Here is a 17049-nt window from a genome sequence, read left to right as displayed (position 1 = left end):
TAGTGGGTGCAGAAAATACTTTGGGGGTGGGCCCCCCGGGGGGGGGGCCCCAACCCCCCTCGACCGGGTGGTCCTGGCACATTCCTGCGCCAGGACCACCGGTCTACGTCAGTGCTGTGCCGTACGACGCTTGCGCACGGACCACATGATGCCGCCACCGGCCAGCAGGACGGCCACAGCCGCTCCACCGATGATCGGGGTGGCGGACGAGGAACCCGTCTCGGCCAGGTCCGGCGAGCTGGGGCTCGGGGAGGCCGCGGCGGGGGCGGACTCCGAAGCTGCCTCGCTGGGCTTGGCGCTCTCGACGGGCGCCTCCGAGGAGGGCGACTGCGACGGCGTGGCCTCGGACGGCGCGCGCGACGGGGTGGTGGCCTCGCACACCGGTGCCGACTTGGTCTCGTCGCGCGAGAAGTTGTCGCCATCGCCGGCCTTGACGACGAGGTGAACCGTCAGTTCCTTGTCGTGCTTGGGCAGCTCAAGCTTCTTGTGGAGCTCCTTGCCGAAGGTCTCGGTGGGCAGGAGGTCCTTGCCGTCGACGGTCACGGTCGCCTGGTTGGTGACGTTTCCGTTGTAAGCAGTCAGGTCAAGGCTCACCTCGGTGCAGGTCACGGCCCAGGTGGGGGTGTGAGCTGCGGCCGGGCCGGCGGAGAGGACCGTGCCGGTCAGGCCGACCACCGCTGCGGCAGCGAGTGTCCCTGCAGCACGCAACGATCTCCTGGGTATGGTCATGAAATCTTCCTCCGCATAAGTTTCATCGCCCGAATGGCGGTGGGGCGCACAGTACTGCCCCTGATAACCAAGCGCGTACCCGCCCCACGAAGCATGCGAAGTCACAACCGACCCCACATCATCACTGGTTGGGACATGACGGACAGAGCGACTGTCACAGAGGGCGGTACATGATGTGCAGTCCCACGAATCCGTGCTTCGGATGGTTGAACCCCTCGGGCAGGGTTCCCAGGATTTCGAAGCCGAGCGAGCGGTAGAGCCGGACAGCGTAGGTGTTCGTCTCCACCACGGCATTGAACTGCATGGCCCGGAACCCCGATGAGCGAGCCCATTCCAGCGTGTACGCACACAGGGCCCGGCCCACACCCCGCCCGGAACGCTCGGGGTCGACCATGTAGCTGGCGCTGGCGATGTGCGCGCCGTTGCCCATGTGGTTGTTGTTCATCTTTGCCGTGCCGAGGACCGTCCCGTCGTCGTCGACCGCGACGACCGTGCGGTTCGGTGACTTGAGGAGCCACCAGGAGCGGGCGTCGTCCTCACCGAGATCGAGCGGGTAGGTGAAGGTCTCGCCCGCGGCAACGATTTCATGGAAGAACGGCCAGATGGCGGGCCAGTCCTCGGCAGTGGCTTCCCTGATCAGCATGCGGGCAAGGATGCCGGGGCCGTCCTCCCTGCGCGAGTTGTTTATCGACCGGGGCGCCGGGATGCGCGCCTACGCAGACCGAGCCGGGCAAGCAGCCCAACTGCGGCTTCCGGCGCCGCTGTCGGCGCAGGTACGGGACTGGGCGCCGGATCACGTACCGGATCAAAATCGCGTACGGGGACGAAAGTACGTGCGGGCTCAGCGACGGCTTCGGGCTCAGGTCCATGCCCGCCCTCACTCCCGAGCTCGTTCCCAGGGCCGGGGCGGGGGCGCCACTCGTCGCCCGGACGCGGAGCCGGCCGGGCCTCCCTCGCGTTGTCCAGCTCCATGATCAGGCCGACCCGCCGCCACAGCATCTCGTCCGGTTCGTCGGCTTGCATCAGGCGCTCCATGGTCTCCCGCACAGAAGGAGACCCCGTTGGCCCGAAGACCGGTTCCAGCCGGATCCTGGCGAGGTAGGCGCGCTCGTACGGATCGTCGACCACCTCTGCCAACTGCACCGGGTCCAGCGTGCCCGCGAGCACGGCCACGCGGGCCCAGGGGTCCTCCGTGAGGCTCAGCAGCCGTTCGACCCGGCGCGAGCGCCAATTGCGCGCACGGCAGTCGCCACCTCCCTCCAACCGGCCACGCACCCAGGCCGGGCTCTTCCCCACCAGGAGCTGAGGCTCCCGGGCGGCGAACTCCGCAAGCTCCTGGGCGAGATAGAGCCAGACCACCACCCGGTACCGGTTGAGATAGAACGTGATCGGCGTGAGGCATCCCGCACGGGCCAGCCTGGTGAAGCGGTCCGGACTGATCCCGAGCAATTGGGCGCCTTCCGCCGTCCCGACAGTGCGCACCCGCTCCCGAAGCACCTCCGGGAACCCTTCCTGCGACCGCAGCCGGTCGACCTCGTCCCGCCGGACCCTCGGCCTTCCACCACCCTGCTGTACCAGCACGCGGACCAGACCCACATGCACGGCGATGGCGAACTCGCCGCGCTTCAGCTGAAGTTCCTGGGCTGCCGTGCCCACAGCCATCGTGCTTGCGGCCTCCGTACACACAGCTTCGGTAACAGTCATGATGCTCTCCCCCGTGAGAATCGATTACTCTCTGTGAGCACCGTAACCCGGGAGAGGCATCACTCGCCCGGCCTGTGGATAACTCCCACGGCCGGGTCAGCTCCGCTTGTTTCCTTCGCTTCCCGCCTGCCGCGCGGCGACACCGAGATGCTCTCCGACTCGGTTCACGAGCAACGTCATCTCGTACGCGACCTGGCCGACGTCGGCCTCGGCCGCGCTCAGCACACACAGACAGCTGCCGTCCCCTGCGGCCGTCACAAAGAGCAGTGCCTCGTCGAATTCCACCATGGTCTGCCGGGCCTTCCCTGCCCGGAAGTGGCGTCCCGATCCGCGGGCGAGGCTGTGCAGTCCGGACGAGACCGCGGCGAGATGCTCCGCGTCCTCACGCGCCAGGCCCGTGCTCGCTCCGGTCACCAGTCCGTCGTTCGACAGCACCAACGCGTGCCGTATGTGTTCGACCCTGCTCGTGAGATCGTCAAGGAGCCAGTCAAGTTCCCTGTCCAGCGCCATTTCCCCGCTCCTCCCCGCTCATACGTTCCCCGTGCCCCACGTTTCGCGTAAGCCTCGCGCACTGGTCACGTACGGGCAAGCACTCCTCGGTCATGTGGCTGGGTCCTGGCCCCTTGGCGCGCAATGGATGAGCGCCAGGAGAGTCAGCTCACCGAGTCGAGGAGCCGGGCGGTGTGCATCCGGCCGGCGTATTCGACCATGCGGATCAGGACTTCCTTGCCGGAGTCCCGGTCGCGTGCATCACACAGCACGACGGGTGTGCCGAGGTCGAGATCGAGGGCACGGGACACTTCGCGTTCGCCGTAGGCGCGGGCGCCCGCGAAGCAGTTGACCGCGACGACGAAGGGGATGCCGCGGTGCTCGAAGTAGTCGACGGCCGGGAAGCAGTCCTCCAGGCGCCGGGTGTCGGCGAGGACTACGGCCCCGAGAGCCCCTTGGGAGAGTTCGTCCCACAGGAACCAGAAACGGTCCTGTCCCGGTGTGCCGAACAGATAGAGCGAGAGACCGGACCTGATGGTGATGCGTCCGAAATCCATGGCGACGGTCGTCGTGGTCTTCTGACCGACGCCGTCGGTGTCGTCGACCGACTGTCCGGCCTCGCTGAGGAGTTCCTCCGTCCGCAGCGGCCGGATCTCGCTGACCGCGCCGACCAGCGTCGTCTTCCCGACCCCGAAGCCTCCGGCGACCAATATCTTCAGTGCGAGGGCATCGGTCTCCGCGGCCTCCCCGGCCGTCTCCCCGTGGGTGTTGTCAGCGTGCTCGGAAGGCATCGATCACTTCTCTCACCAGTGAGTCCCAAGACGCCGAATACGCAGGTCAGAGCTGTCTTGAAGGGCTCGGATTCCGTGGACCGTCAGCATGAGTACGGCGACAGCATGGCAAACGAGAACCTGCCCCGTGGGACGGGATCGCTTTTTTAGCGATGTGACCATTCCCGCTCGCTCGCTGCCCGGATCAGTCCACAATTCGATGCGTCTGTCGGAGTGCGCCTGCCGTTCCCGGTCGTGAGCGCACGGCCCGCTCACAAACGGATGGGCCCGCGGACGGCGGCCGTCCGGCGCCTACACTGGGTGCTTCGGGTGCGAGGAATGGCCCACGCGGACAGGGAGAGCAAGAGTGTCGACAGCTGCCGACGGCGGTTTCGAGGATCCGCCCGCGGAGGTACTGGCGGAGGCGGCTGCCGCCTTCGGCCTGCTGGCGACGCCTGCGCGGCTGCACATCGTGTGGGCCCTGTCCCAGGGCGAGAGCGATGTGACCGGCCTCGCGGACCGGGTGGGCGGCACCCTTCCTTCGGTGAGCCAGCATCTGACGAAGCTGAAATTGGCCGGTCTCGTACGGTCACGCCGCGAAGGCCGTCGGCAGGTGTACCTGGTCGACGATCCCGATGTGGTGACCGTCGTCCGGCTGATGGTCGGGCAGCTCACCGAACGCGCCGGACACGCGCCCGCGCACCCCGTACGCCTCCGTGGGCTCGGTGCCTGAGAGCAGTGCCGCCGCAGGTCCCGGCAGCACCGATCCCGACCGGTCGTCCCCCGTCGTCGTGCCGGTAGCCGACGCGGCGGTCGGCCGGAGCACCGCCCCTGACATTGCGCCGCCCACTCCGCCGGTTGCCGCACCGACCTCCTTGCAGGTTCTCCGCTCGCTGGACAGCGGGCCGCGCGGGCTGCTGGAGGGACAGGCGGAGGAACGGCTGGCACGGTTCGGCGAGAACACGCTGCCGGCCTGGCGTCCGGTCTCCTGGCTCCGCCGTTTCATACGCAGCCTGCGGGACCCTTTCACCTCGGTGCTTCTGTGCCTGAGTCTGGTCTCGGCAGCGGTGGCCTCATGGGGCACGGCGTCCGTGACACTGGTACTCGTCGTCGTCAGCTGTCTGTTGCGCTCTGCGGAGGAGTATCGGGCCGACCGTTCGACGGCCGCACTGCGCGAGCTGGTGGCGACCACCGCGACCGTGCTGCGCCGTACCGGCCCGGATGCCGCGCCACAGGCGCGCGAGATGCCGGTCGGGGAGCTGGTGCCGGGCGACGTGATCAGGCTCGGTCCGGGAGATCTCGTGCCTGCCGATGCGCGGCTGCTGCGCGCGAGCGGCCTGACCGTGCATCAGTCGGCCCTCACGGGTGAGTCGGTGCCGGTCGCCAAACAGCCCGTCGACGCTCCGGACCGGCACCGCACCGCCGACGCCGGGCCCGGTGGCGAAGCCGGGCTGTTCGCGCGGCCCGAGCTGTGTTTCCAGGGCAGCAGCGTGGCGTCGGGCAGCGGCACGGCGGTGGTGACGGCCACGGGTGCGGACACCCGGTTCGCCGCCGCGTACGACAGTTCGGCGCGCCGCCGGGGCACGAGCGCCTTCGACCGTTCGGTGCAGGGGATCTCCTGGACGCTGATCCGGTTCATGCTGCTCACCCCGCCTCTGGTGCTGATGGCCAACGCGGCACTGCGCGGCCGCGGTCTGGAGACGCTGCCGTTCGCTGTCGCGGTGGCGGTCGGGCTGACTCCGGAGATGCTGCCGGTGATCGTCACGACGGCGCTGGCCAGGGGCGCCTCGCTGCTCGCCCGGAACCACGGAGTGATCGTCAAACTGCTGCCCGCTCTGCACGATCTCGGTGCGATCGATGTGCTGTGTCTGGACAAGACCGGAACCCTCACCCAGGACCGGCCGGTCGTCGAACGGTCGCTGAACGGGGCGGGCCGGCCCGATCCCGAGGTACTGCACTGGGCCGCGGTGAACGCACTGTGGACGCTGCAGCTCGCTGAACTGCCCGCCCCCGACGCACTCGACGAGGCGGTTCTGGACGCCACCGAGGAGCAGGAGCAGGCGCTGTCCGCGTACGACGGGGTGGCCACGTTGCCGTTCGATCCGGTGCGGCGCCTCGCCACCACGGTCGTCCGCAGCCCCGGGAGGCTCGGCACGCACACCCTCGTCACGAAGGGGGCAGTGGAATCGGTGCTCGACCGCTGCGCCCTGGACGATGCCGAGCGGGACCGGCTGAGGGCCCTGGCCGCCCGCGAGACCTCGAACGGGCTGCGGCTGCTCGCGGTGGCCCGGAGCGAGCGGCCCGCCCGGCTCGGTACGTACACGACCGCCGACGAACGGGGGCTGGCCTTCCTCGGCTTCGTCGCTCTGCGGGACGCGCTCACGCCGAGCGCCGCACAAGCGCTGGACGTGCTTGAGCACCGGGGCGTCGCCGTGAAGGTCCTCACCGGCGACGATCCGGGGACCGTCGCCCGCGCCTGCCGGGATCTGGGCCTCGATCCGGGCGAGGTCGTCTCCGCGGAACGAATCGACGCGCTGTCGGACGGGGAGCTCGCACAGGCCGCGGACCGGGCCACGGTCTTCGCCCGCTGCACGCCCGAGCACAAGGCCCGGATCGTCTCCGCGCTGCGTACCTTCGGGCACACCACCGGATTCCTCGGTGACGGCGTCAACGATCTGCCCGCGATGCACGCGGCCGATGTCGGCATCTGCCCAAGGAACGCGGTCGACGTGGCGCGGGAGACCGCCGATGTGGTGCTCGCCGAGAAGGACCTCGCGGCCATCGATCATGCGATCACCGTGGGCCGGCATTGCAGCGGGAACATCGCCACGTATCTGCGCATCACGCTTTCGTCGAACCTCGGCAATGTCATCGCGATGCTCGCCGCGGGGCTGATGCTGCCGTTCCTGCCGATGCTTCCGGCACAGGTCCTGGTGCAGAACCTGTGCTTCGACGTGGCACAGCTAGCCTTCGCGTTCGACCGGCCCGCACCAGCGGTGCTGCGGCGGCCCACGGTGCTGCGTCCGCGCGATTTCCTGCGCTTCATCGCGGGCTTCGGTCTGCTGAACGCCACTGCGGACCTGGCGACGTTCGCCGTGCTGGCGTACGCACTGCACGGTTCGGCGGCATCGGGCGGGCAGGAGGCCTTCCACTCCGGCTGGTTCACCGAGAACCTGCTCACCCAGGCTCTGGTGATGCTGCTGCTCCGTACGGGCCGCCGCACCGCCGAACGCCGCAGCGGTGGCCTGTTGCGGGCGGCCGCGTCCGGTCTTGCCGTGGTCGGCCTGCTACTGCCGCTGACCCCGCTCGGTCCGTTGCTGGGCATGAGTGCACTGCCACCGCTCTATTACCTGTTGCTGGCAACGGTGCTGGTCCTGTACGCATACGGGCTGTGGGCAGCCCGTATGCGCTACGAACGGAAGTGGAGATTCTCATGAACCCGTCGCGCATCGGCCGGGCGGACTCCGGCACGAGTACCGGTGTCGGTGGCGGACAGGCGGTGCGTGCGCGCCGAGCCACGCTCGACGACGTGCCCGCTTTGGTGCGGCTGCGGGGGCTGATGCTGGCCGACATGGGGATGGAGACGGGCGGCGCCGACGCCCCGTGGCGGGCGGCCTCCGCGCAGTGGTTCACCGAGCGGCTGCGTCAGCCTGACACGTTCGCCGCGTTCCTGGTCGACGATCCCGTGCTCGGCACCGTCGCCAGCGCCGTCGGGACATGCGATGCGCATGCCCCCAGCCCGGCGAATCCGAGCGGACTGCGCGGGCATGTCTCCAATGTCAGCACCGATCCCCGCCGGCGCCGCCGTGGGCATGCCCGTGTCTGCCTCGACGCCCTGCTCATCTGGTTCCGCGAGGAGGCCCACGTCACGGTGGTCGATCTGAACGCCACCGGGGACGGCGCCGCTCTGTACGAGTCGTACGGCTTCGCGGCTCCCCGTCACCCGGCGCTGCAGCTCCGGACGGTCCGGGCACCGCTCTGAGCGCCGCGTTCCCGCTCCTGAGGGAGGGTCAGCCGTACGAGAGGTCCGCGCACGGGTCGTCGTCGGCCGACCGGGCCGCGTCGGCGACGGTGGGCGGTACGGCGGAGGGTGCCGGGTTCTCGGGTGCGGCCGATGGGTTCTGGGCGTAGGAACTGCCGAGGATCACCTGGATTCCGGCGGTGTCGGACGCCGTTGTCCGGGCTCCGGCGAAGAGCCGCGCGGTGGTCTCTGCCTCGTTCCGCAGTCCCGGCCCGTACTCGATGACGGTCGAGGCGTAGTCCTGGCTGCTCGCATTGGCCGTGGTGGTGACGGTGAAGCCTCGGGCGCGCAGAAGTTCGGTGGCCCGGGCCGCGAGTCCCCTGACCGTGGTGCCGTTGTAGACGGCGATGCTGATGCCCGTGCCGGAGACCGGGGCGGCGGCCGCGGGCGATGCCGGGCCGCTCGCCGCCCCGTTGCCCTTGGCCGATCCCTTGCCGCTGGCGTCCTGGCCGTCGACCGTACGGTCGGCCTTCAGCGCCGCCCAGAGCGCGTCGGCGTCCGGTTCGACTATCGCGACGCGTGAGCCCTCGTAACGCCAGGGGACAGTGACGAACTTGGTGTTGTGCAGGTCGATGTTCTTCATCGACATGGCGAACGACAGAAGCCGGTCGGCCGACCCGAGCCCGGGATCGACGGTCATGGCATCAGTGGCCGCGTTGGCGAGGGGCAGCAGTGTGGTGGGGTTCAGCCCCCGGGACTTGACCTTCTTGATGAGGGAGGCCACAAATGCCTGCTGGCGCTTGATCCGCCCTATGTCCGAGCCGTCACCGATGCCGTGCCGGAGCCGGACGTAGTCGAGTGCCCGCTGCCCGGAGACGGTCTGCGGGCCCTTCGCGAAGATCCGGGCGCCTTGTGTGGGCCGCTTCGGGCTGAGGTCGCGCTGGTAGATGTCCTGGGGCAGGCACACCGGAACGCCCCCGACGGCCGAGGTCAGTGCTGAGAAACCGGCGAAATCGATGACGACGGTGTGGTCGACGCGCAGTTTGGTGAGTTGCTCGACGGTGTTCTGGGTGCAGGCCGGGTTTCCCTCGGCCGTCTCCCCCACCGAGAACGCCCCGTTGAACATCACGTCGTGCTGCGGCGCGGTCCACTCACCGCCCGGCATCTTGCAGGCCGGGATGTCGACCAGGGAGTCACGGGGAATGGACACGGCGACCGCGTGTTTGCGGTCGGCGTACACATGGAGAAGGAACGCGGTGTCGGAGCGCCCCACTGTGCCCATGCCGCCGCCCAGCTTCCTGTTGTCGCCCGCGCGCGAGTCCGATCCGATGACCAGGACGTTCTGCCCGTTCGACGAGCCGGGCGGCCGGTCGTCCGAGATCCCGTCCGCGCTGAAGGTGTCGATGCTGCCGTTCAGTTTGAGGTAAGCCCACCCGACGCCCGCGACAAGCAGCACGAGGAACGACAGCCCGAACATGGCTGTTCGCCGCAGTCGGCTGCCCCTTCGCCTGCCCGCTGCTGAATTGTGACTTCCTGTCATCGGCCACCCCGTCCGTCCGGCTTCCATGGTGGAGGACGCGCCCCACCGCCCCATGGTTGTACAGTTGCGCAATGTAGCAAGTGTCGCTGTTCGAGTGGATCACCGGACCTCCCACAGCCAGCCTGAAGCACTGTCCGCGAACCCCGAGCGGAAACACCGGCCAAGACACCGAAAGGAAGGGCGGGACATACATGTTGCGCAACGGCCTCGAACCCTGGCACCTGTTGATCGTGGCGATTGTGGTCATCGCACTGTTTGGCTCGAAAAAGCTGCCGGACACGGCCCGCGCCCTGGGCAAATCCATGCGGATCCTGAAGAGTGAGGCGAAGGCCATGAAGGAGACCGATGTGAGTCCCGGTACCGCCCCACGCACATGAGGCATCGGCGCACCAACGTACGGCGCCCCTCCCTGCCAGTCACTTCAGGGATTGCGCAAGCGAGGGAACCACGGGCGAGGCACCGTCGTTGACCCCTAGGACGGCCGAAGAAGCGCTGATCACCACATCACCGAATCGCTGGACCACTGGATCAATGGAGGAAGTTCATGGGTGTGACCCTGGCCAAGGGCGGCAACGTCTCCTTGTCGAAGGAGGCGCCCGGCCTGACCGCAGTGACGGTCGGCCTGGGCTGGGACGTTCGGACGACGACAGGGGCGGATCACGACCTGGACGCGAGCGCGCTGCTGTGCTCGGATGCCGGCAAGGTCCTCTCCGACCTGCACTTCGTCTTCTACAACAACCTGACGAGCCCGGACGGTTCGGTCCAGCACACCGGCGACAATCTGACCGGTGAGGGCGAGGGTGACGACGAGTCCATCAACGTGGACCTGGCGGCTGTCCCGGCGGATGTCGCCAAGATAGTCTTTCCGGTCTCCATTCATGACGCGCAGAGCCGTGGTCAGAGCTTCGGCCAGGTCCGCAACGCGTTCATCCGCGTGGTGAACCGGGCGAACGGCGTCGAGCTGGCCCGTTACGACCTCAGCGAGGACGCCTCGACCGAGACCGCGATGGTCTTCGGCGAGCTGTACCGGCACGGCGCGGAGTGGAAGTTCCGTGCGGTCGGCCAGGGTTACGCCTCGGGCCTGGCCGGTATCGCATCCGACTACGGGGTCAATGTCTGATCCTGCGGCACCGTACGGTCGACGAGCGCGGCCCCTCTCCCCTCCCTCCGCCGGGGCGAGGAGAGGGGCCCGCCTGCTCCGTGTACGGCCCGGCCGAGTCACCGAAGTGCCCCTACAGAGCCCGCAGACCTTTGATCACCTCGCGAAGAATGTGTTCGTCCGGCAGCTGTGCGGGCGGTACGGGGCGGCTGACGCGTACGTAGCCGGCTTCGAGCAGATCGCCGAGGAGTACGCGTACGACTCCGACCGGAAGATCGGCATCGGCGGAGAGCTCCGCGACGGACTGGGTCTCCGACCGGCAGAGGGTAAGCAGGGCTCGGTGCTCGGGACCGAGCAGGGACTCCTCGGATCCGCCCGGTGCGTTGTCGTCGAAAGTGACGAGTGCGATCAGATCGAACTGCACGCCGGTGGGGCCTGGTTCGGTCCGGCCGCCCGTAACGGCGTACGGGCGGACCAGCGGGCCGGCTTCGGCGTCGTACCACTGGCTGCCAGGACGTGCGTGCGGGCCCGGGGCCCGCGGGATGCCTCCCGGGCCCTCGTCGGTCATGGACACGGCCGTCTCCGCCCTCTCAGCCGACAGCCGACGGGGGTGCGGCGAACCGCGGCGGGGTACGCAGATGCTCACCGACACGTTTGACGAGCCGGGCCATCTCGTAGGCGACCAGTCCGATTTCGGCGAAGGCCGTGCTGAGTACGGCGAGGCACGATCCGTCTCCCGCTGCCACGACGAACAGAAAGCCCTCGTCCATCTCCACCATGGTCTGGCGCACGTTCCCGGCCCGGAAATGGCGCCCCGCGCCCTTGGCCAGGCTGTGGAATCCAGAGGCCACCGCGGCCAGATGCTCGGCGTCCTCGCGACTGAGTGCGCTGGAGGCACCTACCGGGAGGCCGTCGCCGGAGAGCACGACGGCGTGGCGGACCTCTCCGACCCGTGCCACCAGATCGTCCAGCAGCCAGTCGAGTTCGCCCGAGGTGTGGCGCGCCCCGGTCCTCTCGTTCGCGATCATGCATGGTCTCCTTCACTGCGTGGACGGGGGTCGGTAATGCCCGGGCGGGGCGAGGATGTGCCGGGGGCGGTGCCGCCGCCGCGCACCCAGCCGTTGCGGTAGGCGGTCATGCGGTCCCGGGCCTGCTCGGGGGTGCGCTCCGGGGGGCGGTTCTTGTCGTTCGGGTCGCGGCGTGATGGTTCGTCGGGGCGGGGCTCCTCGCGCAGTTGCGGAACGAGATTGGCCTGGCGCACCCGGCGCGGCAGTGTGCCGTCGTCGGGCTGCTCTTCCGGGTCGGCCTTGGACCTGTGCTCGTCCGTTCCGCCCGGACGCCCGCGCAACGAGGTGACCGCGGCAGCGGGCTCCGCACGGGATTCGAGCGCGGGTACCGGTACCGGCGCCGGGAAGGCGGTGGTCCGCGGTCGCACCGCACGGGGGCCGGGTCCGGGTCCGAAGGGCGGGCGGTCCCGGTCGTCCCGGCGCTCGACCGAGGTGTTCCCCGGCTCGGCCGGCGCCTCTGCCGCCGGAAGTGCGCTCTGCAGCAGTGCTGTTGGCAGCAGAACCACCGCGGTCGTGCCGCCGTACGCGGAGGTGCGCAGCTGAACCTTGATGTGGTGGCGTACGGAGAGCCGGCTGACCACGAAGAGGCCGAGCCGGTCGCTGTCGAAGAGGTCGAGTGCCTCCGCCTGCTCGATGCGCCGGTTGGCCTCGCCGAGGAGTTCGTTGCCCATGCCCAGACCGCGGTCCTCGATCTCCAGGGCGTAGCCGTTGCCCACGGGCTCGCCGCTGATGCGCACCTTGGTGTGGGGCGGCGAGAACTGTGCGGCGTTCTCGATGAGTTCGGCCAGCAGGTGGGTGAGGTCGGCGACGGCCGTGCCCTTCACCGCGGCATCGGGCAGTTGCCGTACCTCCACCCGGGCGTAGTCCTCGATCTCGGAGACGGCGGCGCGTACGACATTGGTCAGGGGTACGGGCATCCGCCAGGCCCTTCCCGGCGCCGCACCGGACAGGATGATCAGGCTCTCGGCGTGCCGGCGCATCCGGGTGGTGAGGTGGTCGAGGCGGAAGAGATCGCTCAGCTCGCCAGGGTCGTCGGCGCGGCGCTCCATGCTGTCGAGGAGGTTCAGCTGGCGGTGGACCAGCACTTGGCTGCGGCGGGCGAGGTTGACGAAGACTCCGGAGATGCCGTCGGCGAGTTCGGCCCGTTCGACGGCGGCGCTGAGGGCTGCCCGGTGCACGGTACCGAGTGCCTCGCCGACCTGGCCGATCTCATCGTGGGTGGCCGGGCCCTGCGGAGCCTCGGCACCGATGTCGAGTTCCTCGCCCGCCCGTAGCCGTTGCATGGCGCGGGGCAGTTTGCGGCGGGCGATCTCCAGGGCGCTGTTGCGGAGACTGACGAGTTCGACGACGAGCGCGCGGCCGATGCGCACGGAGATCACCAGTGAGGCGGCGACGGCGACAAAGCCGAAGAGGACTGCGGCTCCTGACGGGCTGAAGATTCCTCGGGCGAGCGGGTTCGCCCGGTCGGCGGCGCGTTGTCCGGCGGTGGTGTCGATGGTGCGCAGCTCGCTCCGTACGCGTTCCGCCGCTCGTTCCCAGTCGGCCGCGGGCACTGCCTGCGCGGCCTCGCGTCCGGCGGGTGCGGCGAGCACCTTGTCCTCGGCGGCCTGGATCTGCCGGTAGGTGTCCCCGGCAGCGAACTTCTGCCAGCCGGCCCGCTCGGTGGCAGGCAGATCTGCGCCCGCGGCCTGGGTAAGGTCCCTTCGGGAATCCGCCGCTCCGGTGAACAGGCGCAGTTGGCCGCCCTTGAGCGTTCCGGTGCGAGCGGCCGTGGCCAGCAGGGCGTCCTCGCGGGCCAGCATCTCGTCGGCGCGGGAGAGTTCGAGCAGGACGCGGGCGTCGGAGCCGAGTGCGTCGTCCTGGATTCCGGTGAGGGCGCCGGAGACGCCGAAGGCCGCGGAGACAGCCTCGGTGTACTGGTCGTACACGGCATTCTCGTCGCGCGCGTCGCTTCTGTCGGCACGCAGTCGGTGGGTGAGGCCGAGGAACCGGTCGAGCCGGTCGGCGACGGTGGGCGGGAGGTTGCCGGTGTCGGCGATGGTGTGGCCGCTGTCGAGGCGCAGGGCGGCGAGCGCGGTGTCGGTGCGCTTGGTCTGGCGCTCCAGTGCGGCGGCCTGGGCGCTGCTGGGGGCCGCTGTCTGGAGCATGGCCGCCCGGCGCTCGCTCTGGAGTGCCGCGACGGCGGTGGATATCGGGGCCCGGACCTCGTCGTCGACCTGCTGCAACTGGCGTAGCCGTGCCACGTCCTGAGCGGTGGTGACCGTGGCGAAACCCCACAGGGCGAGCAGCGAGACGACCGGCACCATCAGCAGCGAGATGATCTTCGCGCGTACGGTCCTGGGCCGCAGCGTCCACCGTCCGCCCGGCGCGGATGTGTCGTGCGTCAGCGGCAGCCGTACATCGTGCTCGGCGCTCTCGTCGGCCGGCGGGCCCGCGTGCGCGCGGCGTCCACGCGTCGGCGGGGCGGCGGGCCGGGCGGTGGCCGTCGCACCGGTTTCCGGGGTCGTGCGGGGTGGGCGCATGGCCTCCTCGTTCCGGGTGTGGAGCTGGGTGTGTCGCAGGTGCCGGTCGGCCGGGGTGCAGGGGTGTCAGGGCGTCGTGGCGGGCGATACGTCGTGGTCACTCACGTCGCCACGTCGTGCCCGGAAGACGGGCCCGCGCTCGGTGAATCCGTGTTGTGTGGCTGCGGATGAGTCCGGTTCGGTGGGTCCTGCGGTGCGTTCGGCGAAGACGTAGGCGGCGCGTTCCCTGGCCGTCGGGGAGAGCGCCACGAACGCCGAGGTAAGGAAGAGGTAAGAGCCGAGGCCGACGGCCAGGGGAAAGATGAACTGCATGGTCGTGGCCCCGGGGAGTTCCCTTCCGGAGGGCGCGACCTGCACGGAGACCGCCAGCATTCCGGTGTAGTGCATGCTGCTGACCGCCGCCCCCATGACGAGGGAGGCCAGCGCGACAGCTCGGGGCGACTTGATGTTGAGCGCCGCCCACAGCGCCGCCGTAGCGGCTACGACAGCGATGGCGACGGAGAGTGCGACCCGCAGCGGGTCGTAGTGGATCGTGCCGTGCAGACGGAGTGCCGCCATGCCGAGGTAGTGCATGCTGGCGACGCCGAGTCCGGTGGCGAACCCGCCGAGCAGCAGCGCCCTGGTCCGGTCGCGGCTGTAGCCGACGGCGAAGACGCCGCCGCCGACCACCACCATGGCGCCGAGCAGGCTGAGCAGGGTGAGCGGCACGTTGTAGCGGATGTCGGTGCCGGTCACGCCGAAGCCGAGCATCGCGATGAAGTGCATCGTCCAGATGCCCGAGCCGATGGCGGATGCGGCCGTGATCAGCCAGTTGCGGCGCGAACGGCCGGTCGTGTCGAGTGCCCGCACGGTGCAGCTCAGTCCGAGTGCCGCGCCGATGCATGCCATCGCGTACGACAGCGCAGGTGTCAGCCAGCCGAAGGTGGCGTGGTCCAGGTGTCCCATGGATCGGGGACGCTAGTCGCGATGGGGGCGCGCGCCCGGGGCGCATTTCGAAAGCTGCTGAAATATGACAGAGAGATGTTCCCGACCGATCACGCAGTGCTCGAACATGCACCCCATTTCCCGATGTTTCGCTCTGTTTCGCTCCGGTGGCAACTACGCGATCATGTCCGTATGGCCGATGACCACACACACGTCCAGGACTTCTTCACAGCCCGCGCTGCGGACTGGGACAGCCGGTTTCCCGACGACGGGCCCGCCTACGCCGCCGCCGTCGACTCCCTCGCACTGGGCCCCGGTGACGCGGTACTCGACGCCGGCTGCGGTACAGGACGGGCACTGCCCGCCCTGCGCGCGGCCGTGGGACCGCGGGGCACGGTCCTGGGCGTGGACCTCACAGCGGCGATGCTGGGGTCGGCGGTGCGGGCGGGACGCGACCGGAGCGGAGCGCTTCTCCTCGCCGATGTCGCCCGCCTGCCCCTGCGGTCACAATCGCTCGACGCGGTGTTCGCGGCCGGGCTGATCTCCCATCTGTCGCACCCCGGACCCGACCTGGCGGAGTTGGCGCGGGTGGTACGGCCGGGCGGGCAACTGGCCCTCTTCCACCCCATCGGGCGGGCCGCCCTGGCCGCGCGCCACGGCCGCCGGATCACGGACGACGACCTGCGCGCCGAGCGCAACCTCCGCCCGCTGCTGGCGCGTTCGGGCTGGCGGCTCGACGCGTACACCGATGAGGACGACCGTTTCCTCGCCCTTGCCGTACGGACGCTGTGACCTGCGAGCGCTCTCCCCTCCTGCTCACTCGGCCGGAACGTCGGGGCGCCGCTTGTGCGGAACCGGGCAGCCGCGGACGCCCGGGGTGGGGAACGTACCGAGCCCGGAGACCTCGTAGCCGTCCGGGTAGCCCTTGATCTCCGGGTTCTGCCGGGCGAAGTGCGGGGTGGTACGCGGCGGCAGCAGTCGCACGGCCCGTGCCCTGAGGCGCAGGGCGCCGCGGGTGAGGCTACGGGCCGCGGAGCCCGGGCGTTCGTAGCGGAATGCCCGCAGCAGCGAATCGTCGAGAAGAGCGAGGGATGCCTTCCGCGCGACGGGGGCGAAGGGGCGCGGATACCAGGAGCCCATCAGGCCCAGCGTGGCGTCGGAGACGCGGCGTCCCCCTTCGTCCCAGCCGAAGTGCTCGGCCTCGTAGGTGTCGAGGGTGCGCTCGAAGTCCTCGTACGTCTGCGGCAGGTCCTTGATGCCCATGTGGGCGCCCAAGGTCCGGTAATAGACGGCGCACGCACGCAGTTCGTGGTCGGACAGCCGGCGCCAGCCGTAGCTGTCGAGCCACCGCTTCGGGGTGACGACGAAGGTGCACAGCACATAGCGCATGTCGTCGTTGCTGATGTCGTAACTGCGGTGCATCTGATTGATCCGGCGGACGGCCGTGCGCCCGGGGTCGCTCTCGAAGCCGTGCTCCACGACGGTGTCGAGGAGGAGTGCGGTGTCGTCGTAGCGCTTCTGCGAACGGTCCGTCAGTTCGGCGGTCTCTGCGAGAAGTCGGCCGATGCTGGGGACGGCATAGGTGCGATACAGCGCCAGTTCGAGAGCGCGGGCGATGTCCCAGGGAAACTCGTAGGTTGCCGTGATCCGGTAGATCCGGAGGAAGTCCTGTTCCGGATCGAGACGCTGAATCTCCCTCAGCCGGTCGTACCGCTTCACTGTGCTGCCCCCTTACCTCGTCGAAGGTCCAACTCTACGTTGGCGGGGAAGACCGTCAGTGTGTACGAACAAGTCATGCGCTGTGCACGGGCAAGTCATGCGCTCACGGTTCCTCGGGGCGGTCTCCATGATCGGCATAATCGGCAGCCTGCGGAAAGTTGTCTCCCCCGACCGGAAGGGCGGGCGGTCAGCAGCACCTCTCAGGGAAGACCGGCACAAGCAGCACAATCTGTTCGAGGCGGCAGCCACCTATGTCTCGGCATCCGTGGAGGACGATCAGGCACGGATCGACGAGGCGAGCGGCTGGGTGTCGCCCGAGGCACTCTCCTTCGGTATCAGCGAGCTGGCCTGCCGGGCCGTCATCGCGCTGGCCCGCGAGCGCGACGAGTCGCCGCGGACAGTGGCCCGTACGCTGCTCGGCCTGCCCGCCGACTGAGGAGCGCCGTCCGCCGGACCGCGGGCCCCACGTCCTCTCCTTTGTCCGGGACCACGTCTTCCCTTGTCAGGGCCTCGACGAGTGGGTTA

General features: G+C 69.4%; 18 protein-coding genes. 7 read left to right on the top strand and 11 right to left on the bottom strand.

Annotation, left to right across the window (positions count from 1 at the left end; all coding sequences use genetic code 11):
• Positions 1–108 precede the first annotated feature (108 nt).
• The 5 genes from ACGFU7_RS34335 to ACGFU7_RS34315 form a co-directional block, all read right to left on the bottom strand.
• A complete protein-coding gene (locus ACGFU7_RS34335; RefSeq protein WP_393701149.1) occupies positions 109–729 on the bottom strand; it encodes an LAETG motif-containing sortase-dependent surface protein in 621 nt (206 codons plus the stop codon).
• Between the two features lie 154 nt (positions 730–883).
• The gene (locus tag ACGFU7_RS34330; RefSeq protein ID WP_393701147.1) at positions 884–1372 is read right to left on the bottom strand and encodes a GNAT family N-acetyltransferase; all 489 of its coding nucleotides are present in this window, start codon (positions 1370–1372) and stop codon (positions 884–886) included.
• Between the two features lie 41 nt (positions 1373–1413).
• The gene (locus ACGFU7_RS34325) at positions 1414–2433 is read right to left on the bottom strand and encodes a DUF6397 family protein (RefSeq protein WP_393701145.1); all 1020 of its coding nucleotides are present in this window, start codon (positions 2431–2433) and stop codon (positions 1414–1416) included.
• A gap of 96 nt (positions 2434–2529) precedes the next feature.
• Positions 2530–2943 (bottom strand): roadblock/LC7 domain-containing protein, encoded by a 414-nt coding sequence (locus tag ACGFU7_RS34320; RefSeq protein WP_393701144.1) that lies wholly within the window; start codon positions 2941–2943, stop codon positions 2530–2532.
• Between the two features lie 143 nt (positions 2944–3086).
• Complete coding sequence (locus ACGFU7_RS34315) at positions 3087–3713, bottom strand: ATP/GTP-binding protein (RefSeq protein ID WP_393701142.1); 627 nt, start codon at positions 3711–3713, stop codon at positions 3087–3089.
• 346 nt (positions 3714–4059) lie between these two features.
• Here ACGFU7_RS34315 and ACGFU7_RS34310 point away from each other — a divergent pair, with 346 nt between their 5' ends.
• The 3 genes from ACGFU7_RS34310 to ACGFU7_RS34300 are packed head-to-tail and all read left to right on the top strand — an operon-like array spanning position 4060 to position 7674.
• Positions 4060–4425 carry an ArsR/SmtB family transcription factor gene (locus ACGFU7_RS34310; RefSeq protein ID WP_393701141.1) on the top strand — a complete coding sequence of 122 codons (366 nt, stop codon included), beginning with the start codon at positions 4060–4062 and terminating at the stop codon, positions 4423–4425.
• Positions 4409–7129: a magnesium-translocating P-type ATPase gene (mgtA, locus tag ACGFU7_RS34305; RefSeq protein WP_393701139.1), complete on the top strand. Its 2721-nt coding sequence runs from the start codon at positions 4409–4411 to the stop codon at positions 7127–7129. The genes ACGFU7_RS34310 and mgtA overlap by 17 nt, the downstream gene beginning before the upstream one ends.
• Complete coding sequence (locus ACGFU7_RS34300; RefSeq protein WP_393701137.1) at positions 7126–7674, top strand: GNAT family N-acetyltransferase; 549 nt, start codon at positions 7126–7128, stop codon at positions 7672–7674. The genes mgtA and ACGFU7_RS34300 overlap by 4 nt, the downstream gene beginning before the upstream one ends.
• 28 nt (positions 7675–7702) lie before the next feature.
• On the opposite strand, the gene ACGFU7_RS34295 is transcribed toward ACGFU7_RS34300, so the two are convergent.
• Complete coding sequence (locus ACGFU7_RS34295) at positions 7703–9130, bottom strand: LCP family protein (RefSeq protein ID WP_393701136.1); 1428 nt, start codon at positions 9128–9130, stop codon at positions 7703–7705.
• A gap of 143 nt (positions 9131–9273) precedes the next feature.
• Between ACGFU7_RS34295 and tatA the strand changes: the two genes are divergently transcribed.
• Positions 9274–9570 carry a Sec-independent protein translocase subunit TatA gene (gene tatA, locus ACGFU7_RS34290; RefSeq protein WP_393701134.1) on the top strand — a complete coding sequence of 99 codons (297 nt, stop codon included), beginning with the start codon at positions 9274–9276 and terminating at the stop codon, positions 9568–9570.
• Between the two features lie 167 nt (positions 9571–9737).
• Positions 9738–10313 carry a TerD family protein gene (locus tag ACGFU7_RS34285; RefSeq protein WP_189280859.1) on the top strand — a complete coding sequence of 192 codons (576 nt, stop codon included), beginning with the start codon at positions 9738–9740 and terminating at the stop codon, positions 10311–10313.
• A 112-nt stretch (positions 10314–10425) separates the two neighbouring features.
• Here ACGFU7_RS34285 and ACGFU7_RS34280 read toward each other — a convergent pair whose 3' ends face one another.
• The 4 genes from ACGFU7_RS34280 to ACGFU7_RS34265 form a co-directional block, all read right to left on the bottom strand.
• A complete protein-coding gene (locus tag ACGFU7_RS34280) occupies positions 10426–10860 on the bottom strand; it encodes a DUF742 domain-containing protein (protein ID WP_393701231.1) in 435 nt (144 codons plus the stop codon).
• Positions 10861–10882: 22 nt separating this feature from the next.
• Positions 10883–11320: a roadblock/LC7 domain-containing protein gene (locus ACGFU7_RS34275; protein ID WP_393701132.1), complete on the bottom strand. Its 438-nt coding sequence runs from the start codon at positions 11318–11320 to the stop codon at positions 10883–10885.
• A complete protein-coding gene (locus tag ACGFU7_RS34270) occupies positions 11317–13881 on the bottom strand; it encodes a nitrate- and nitrite sensing domain-containing protein (RefSeq protein WP_393701130.1) in 2565 nt (854 codons plus the stop codon). The genes ACGFU7_RS34275 and ACGFU7_RS34270 overlap by 4 nt, the downstream gene beginning before the upstream one ends.
• A 66-nt stretch (positions 13882–13947) precedes the next feature.
• Positions 13948–14826, bottom strand: coding sequence for an MHYT domain-containing protein (locus tag ACGFU7_RS34265; protein WP_393701128.1), 879 nt, complete (start codon positions 14824–14826; stop codon positions 13948–13950).
• Positions 14827–14997: 171 nt separating this feature from the next.
• Between ACGFU7_RS34265 and ACGFU7_RS34260 the strand changes: the two genes are divergently transcribed.
• Positions 14998–15597 (top strand): class I SAM-dependent methyltransferase, encoded by a 600-nt coding sequence (locus ACGFU7_RS34260; RefSeq protein WP_393701126.1) that lies wholly within the window; start codon positions 14998–15000, stop codon positions 15595–15597.
• 24 nt (positions 15598–15621) lie between these two features.
• On the opposite strand, the gene ACGFU7_RS34255 is transcribed toward ACGFU7_RS34260, so the two are convergent.
• On the bottom strand, positions 15622–16524 hold the full coding sequence (locus ACGFU7_RS34255; RefSeq protein ID WP_393701125.1) for an oxygenase MpaB family protein: 903 nt from the start codon (positions 16522–16524) through the stop codon (positions 15622–15624).
• Between the two features lie 127 nt (positions 16525–16651).
• Between ACGFU7_RS34255 and ACGFU7_RS34250 the strand changes: the two genes are divergently transcribed.
• Positions 16652–16960, top strand: a complete 309-nt coding sequence (locus tag ACGFU7_RS34250; RefSeq protein WP_393701123.1) for a hypothetical protein — start codon at positions 16652–16654, stop codon at positions 16958–16960.
• The last annotated feature ends 89 nt before the right edge of the window (positions 16961–17049 follow it).

Origin of the sequence: Streptomyces sp. NPDC048473 (genome assembly GCF_043200155.1) — a bacterium.
GTDB lineage: Bacteria > Actinomycetota > Actinomycetes > Streptomycetales > Streptomycetaceae > Streptomyces.
Note: the sequence above shows the minus strand (reverse complement) of the source record. Positions and strands in the feature narration are given on the sequence as shown.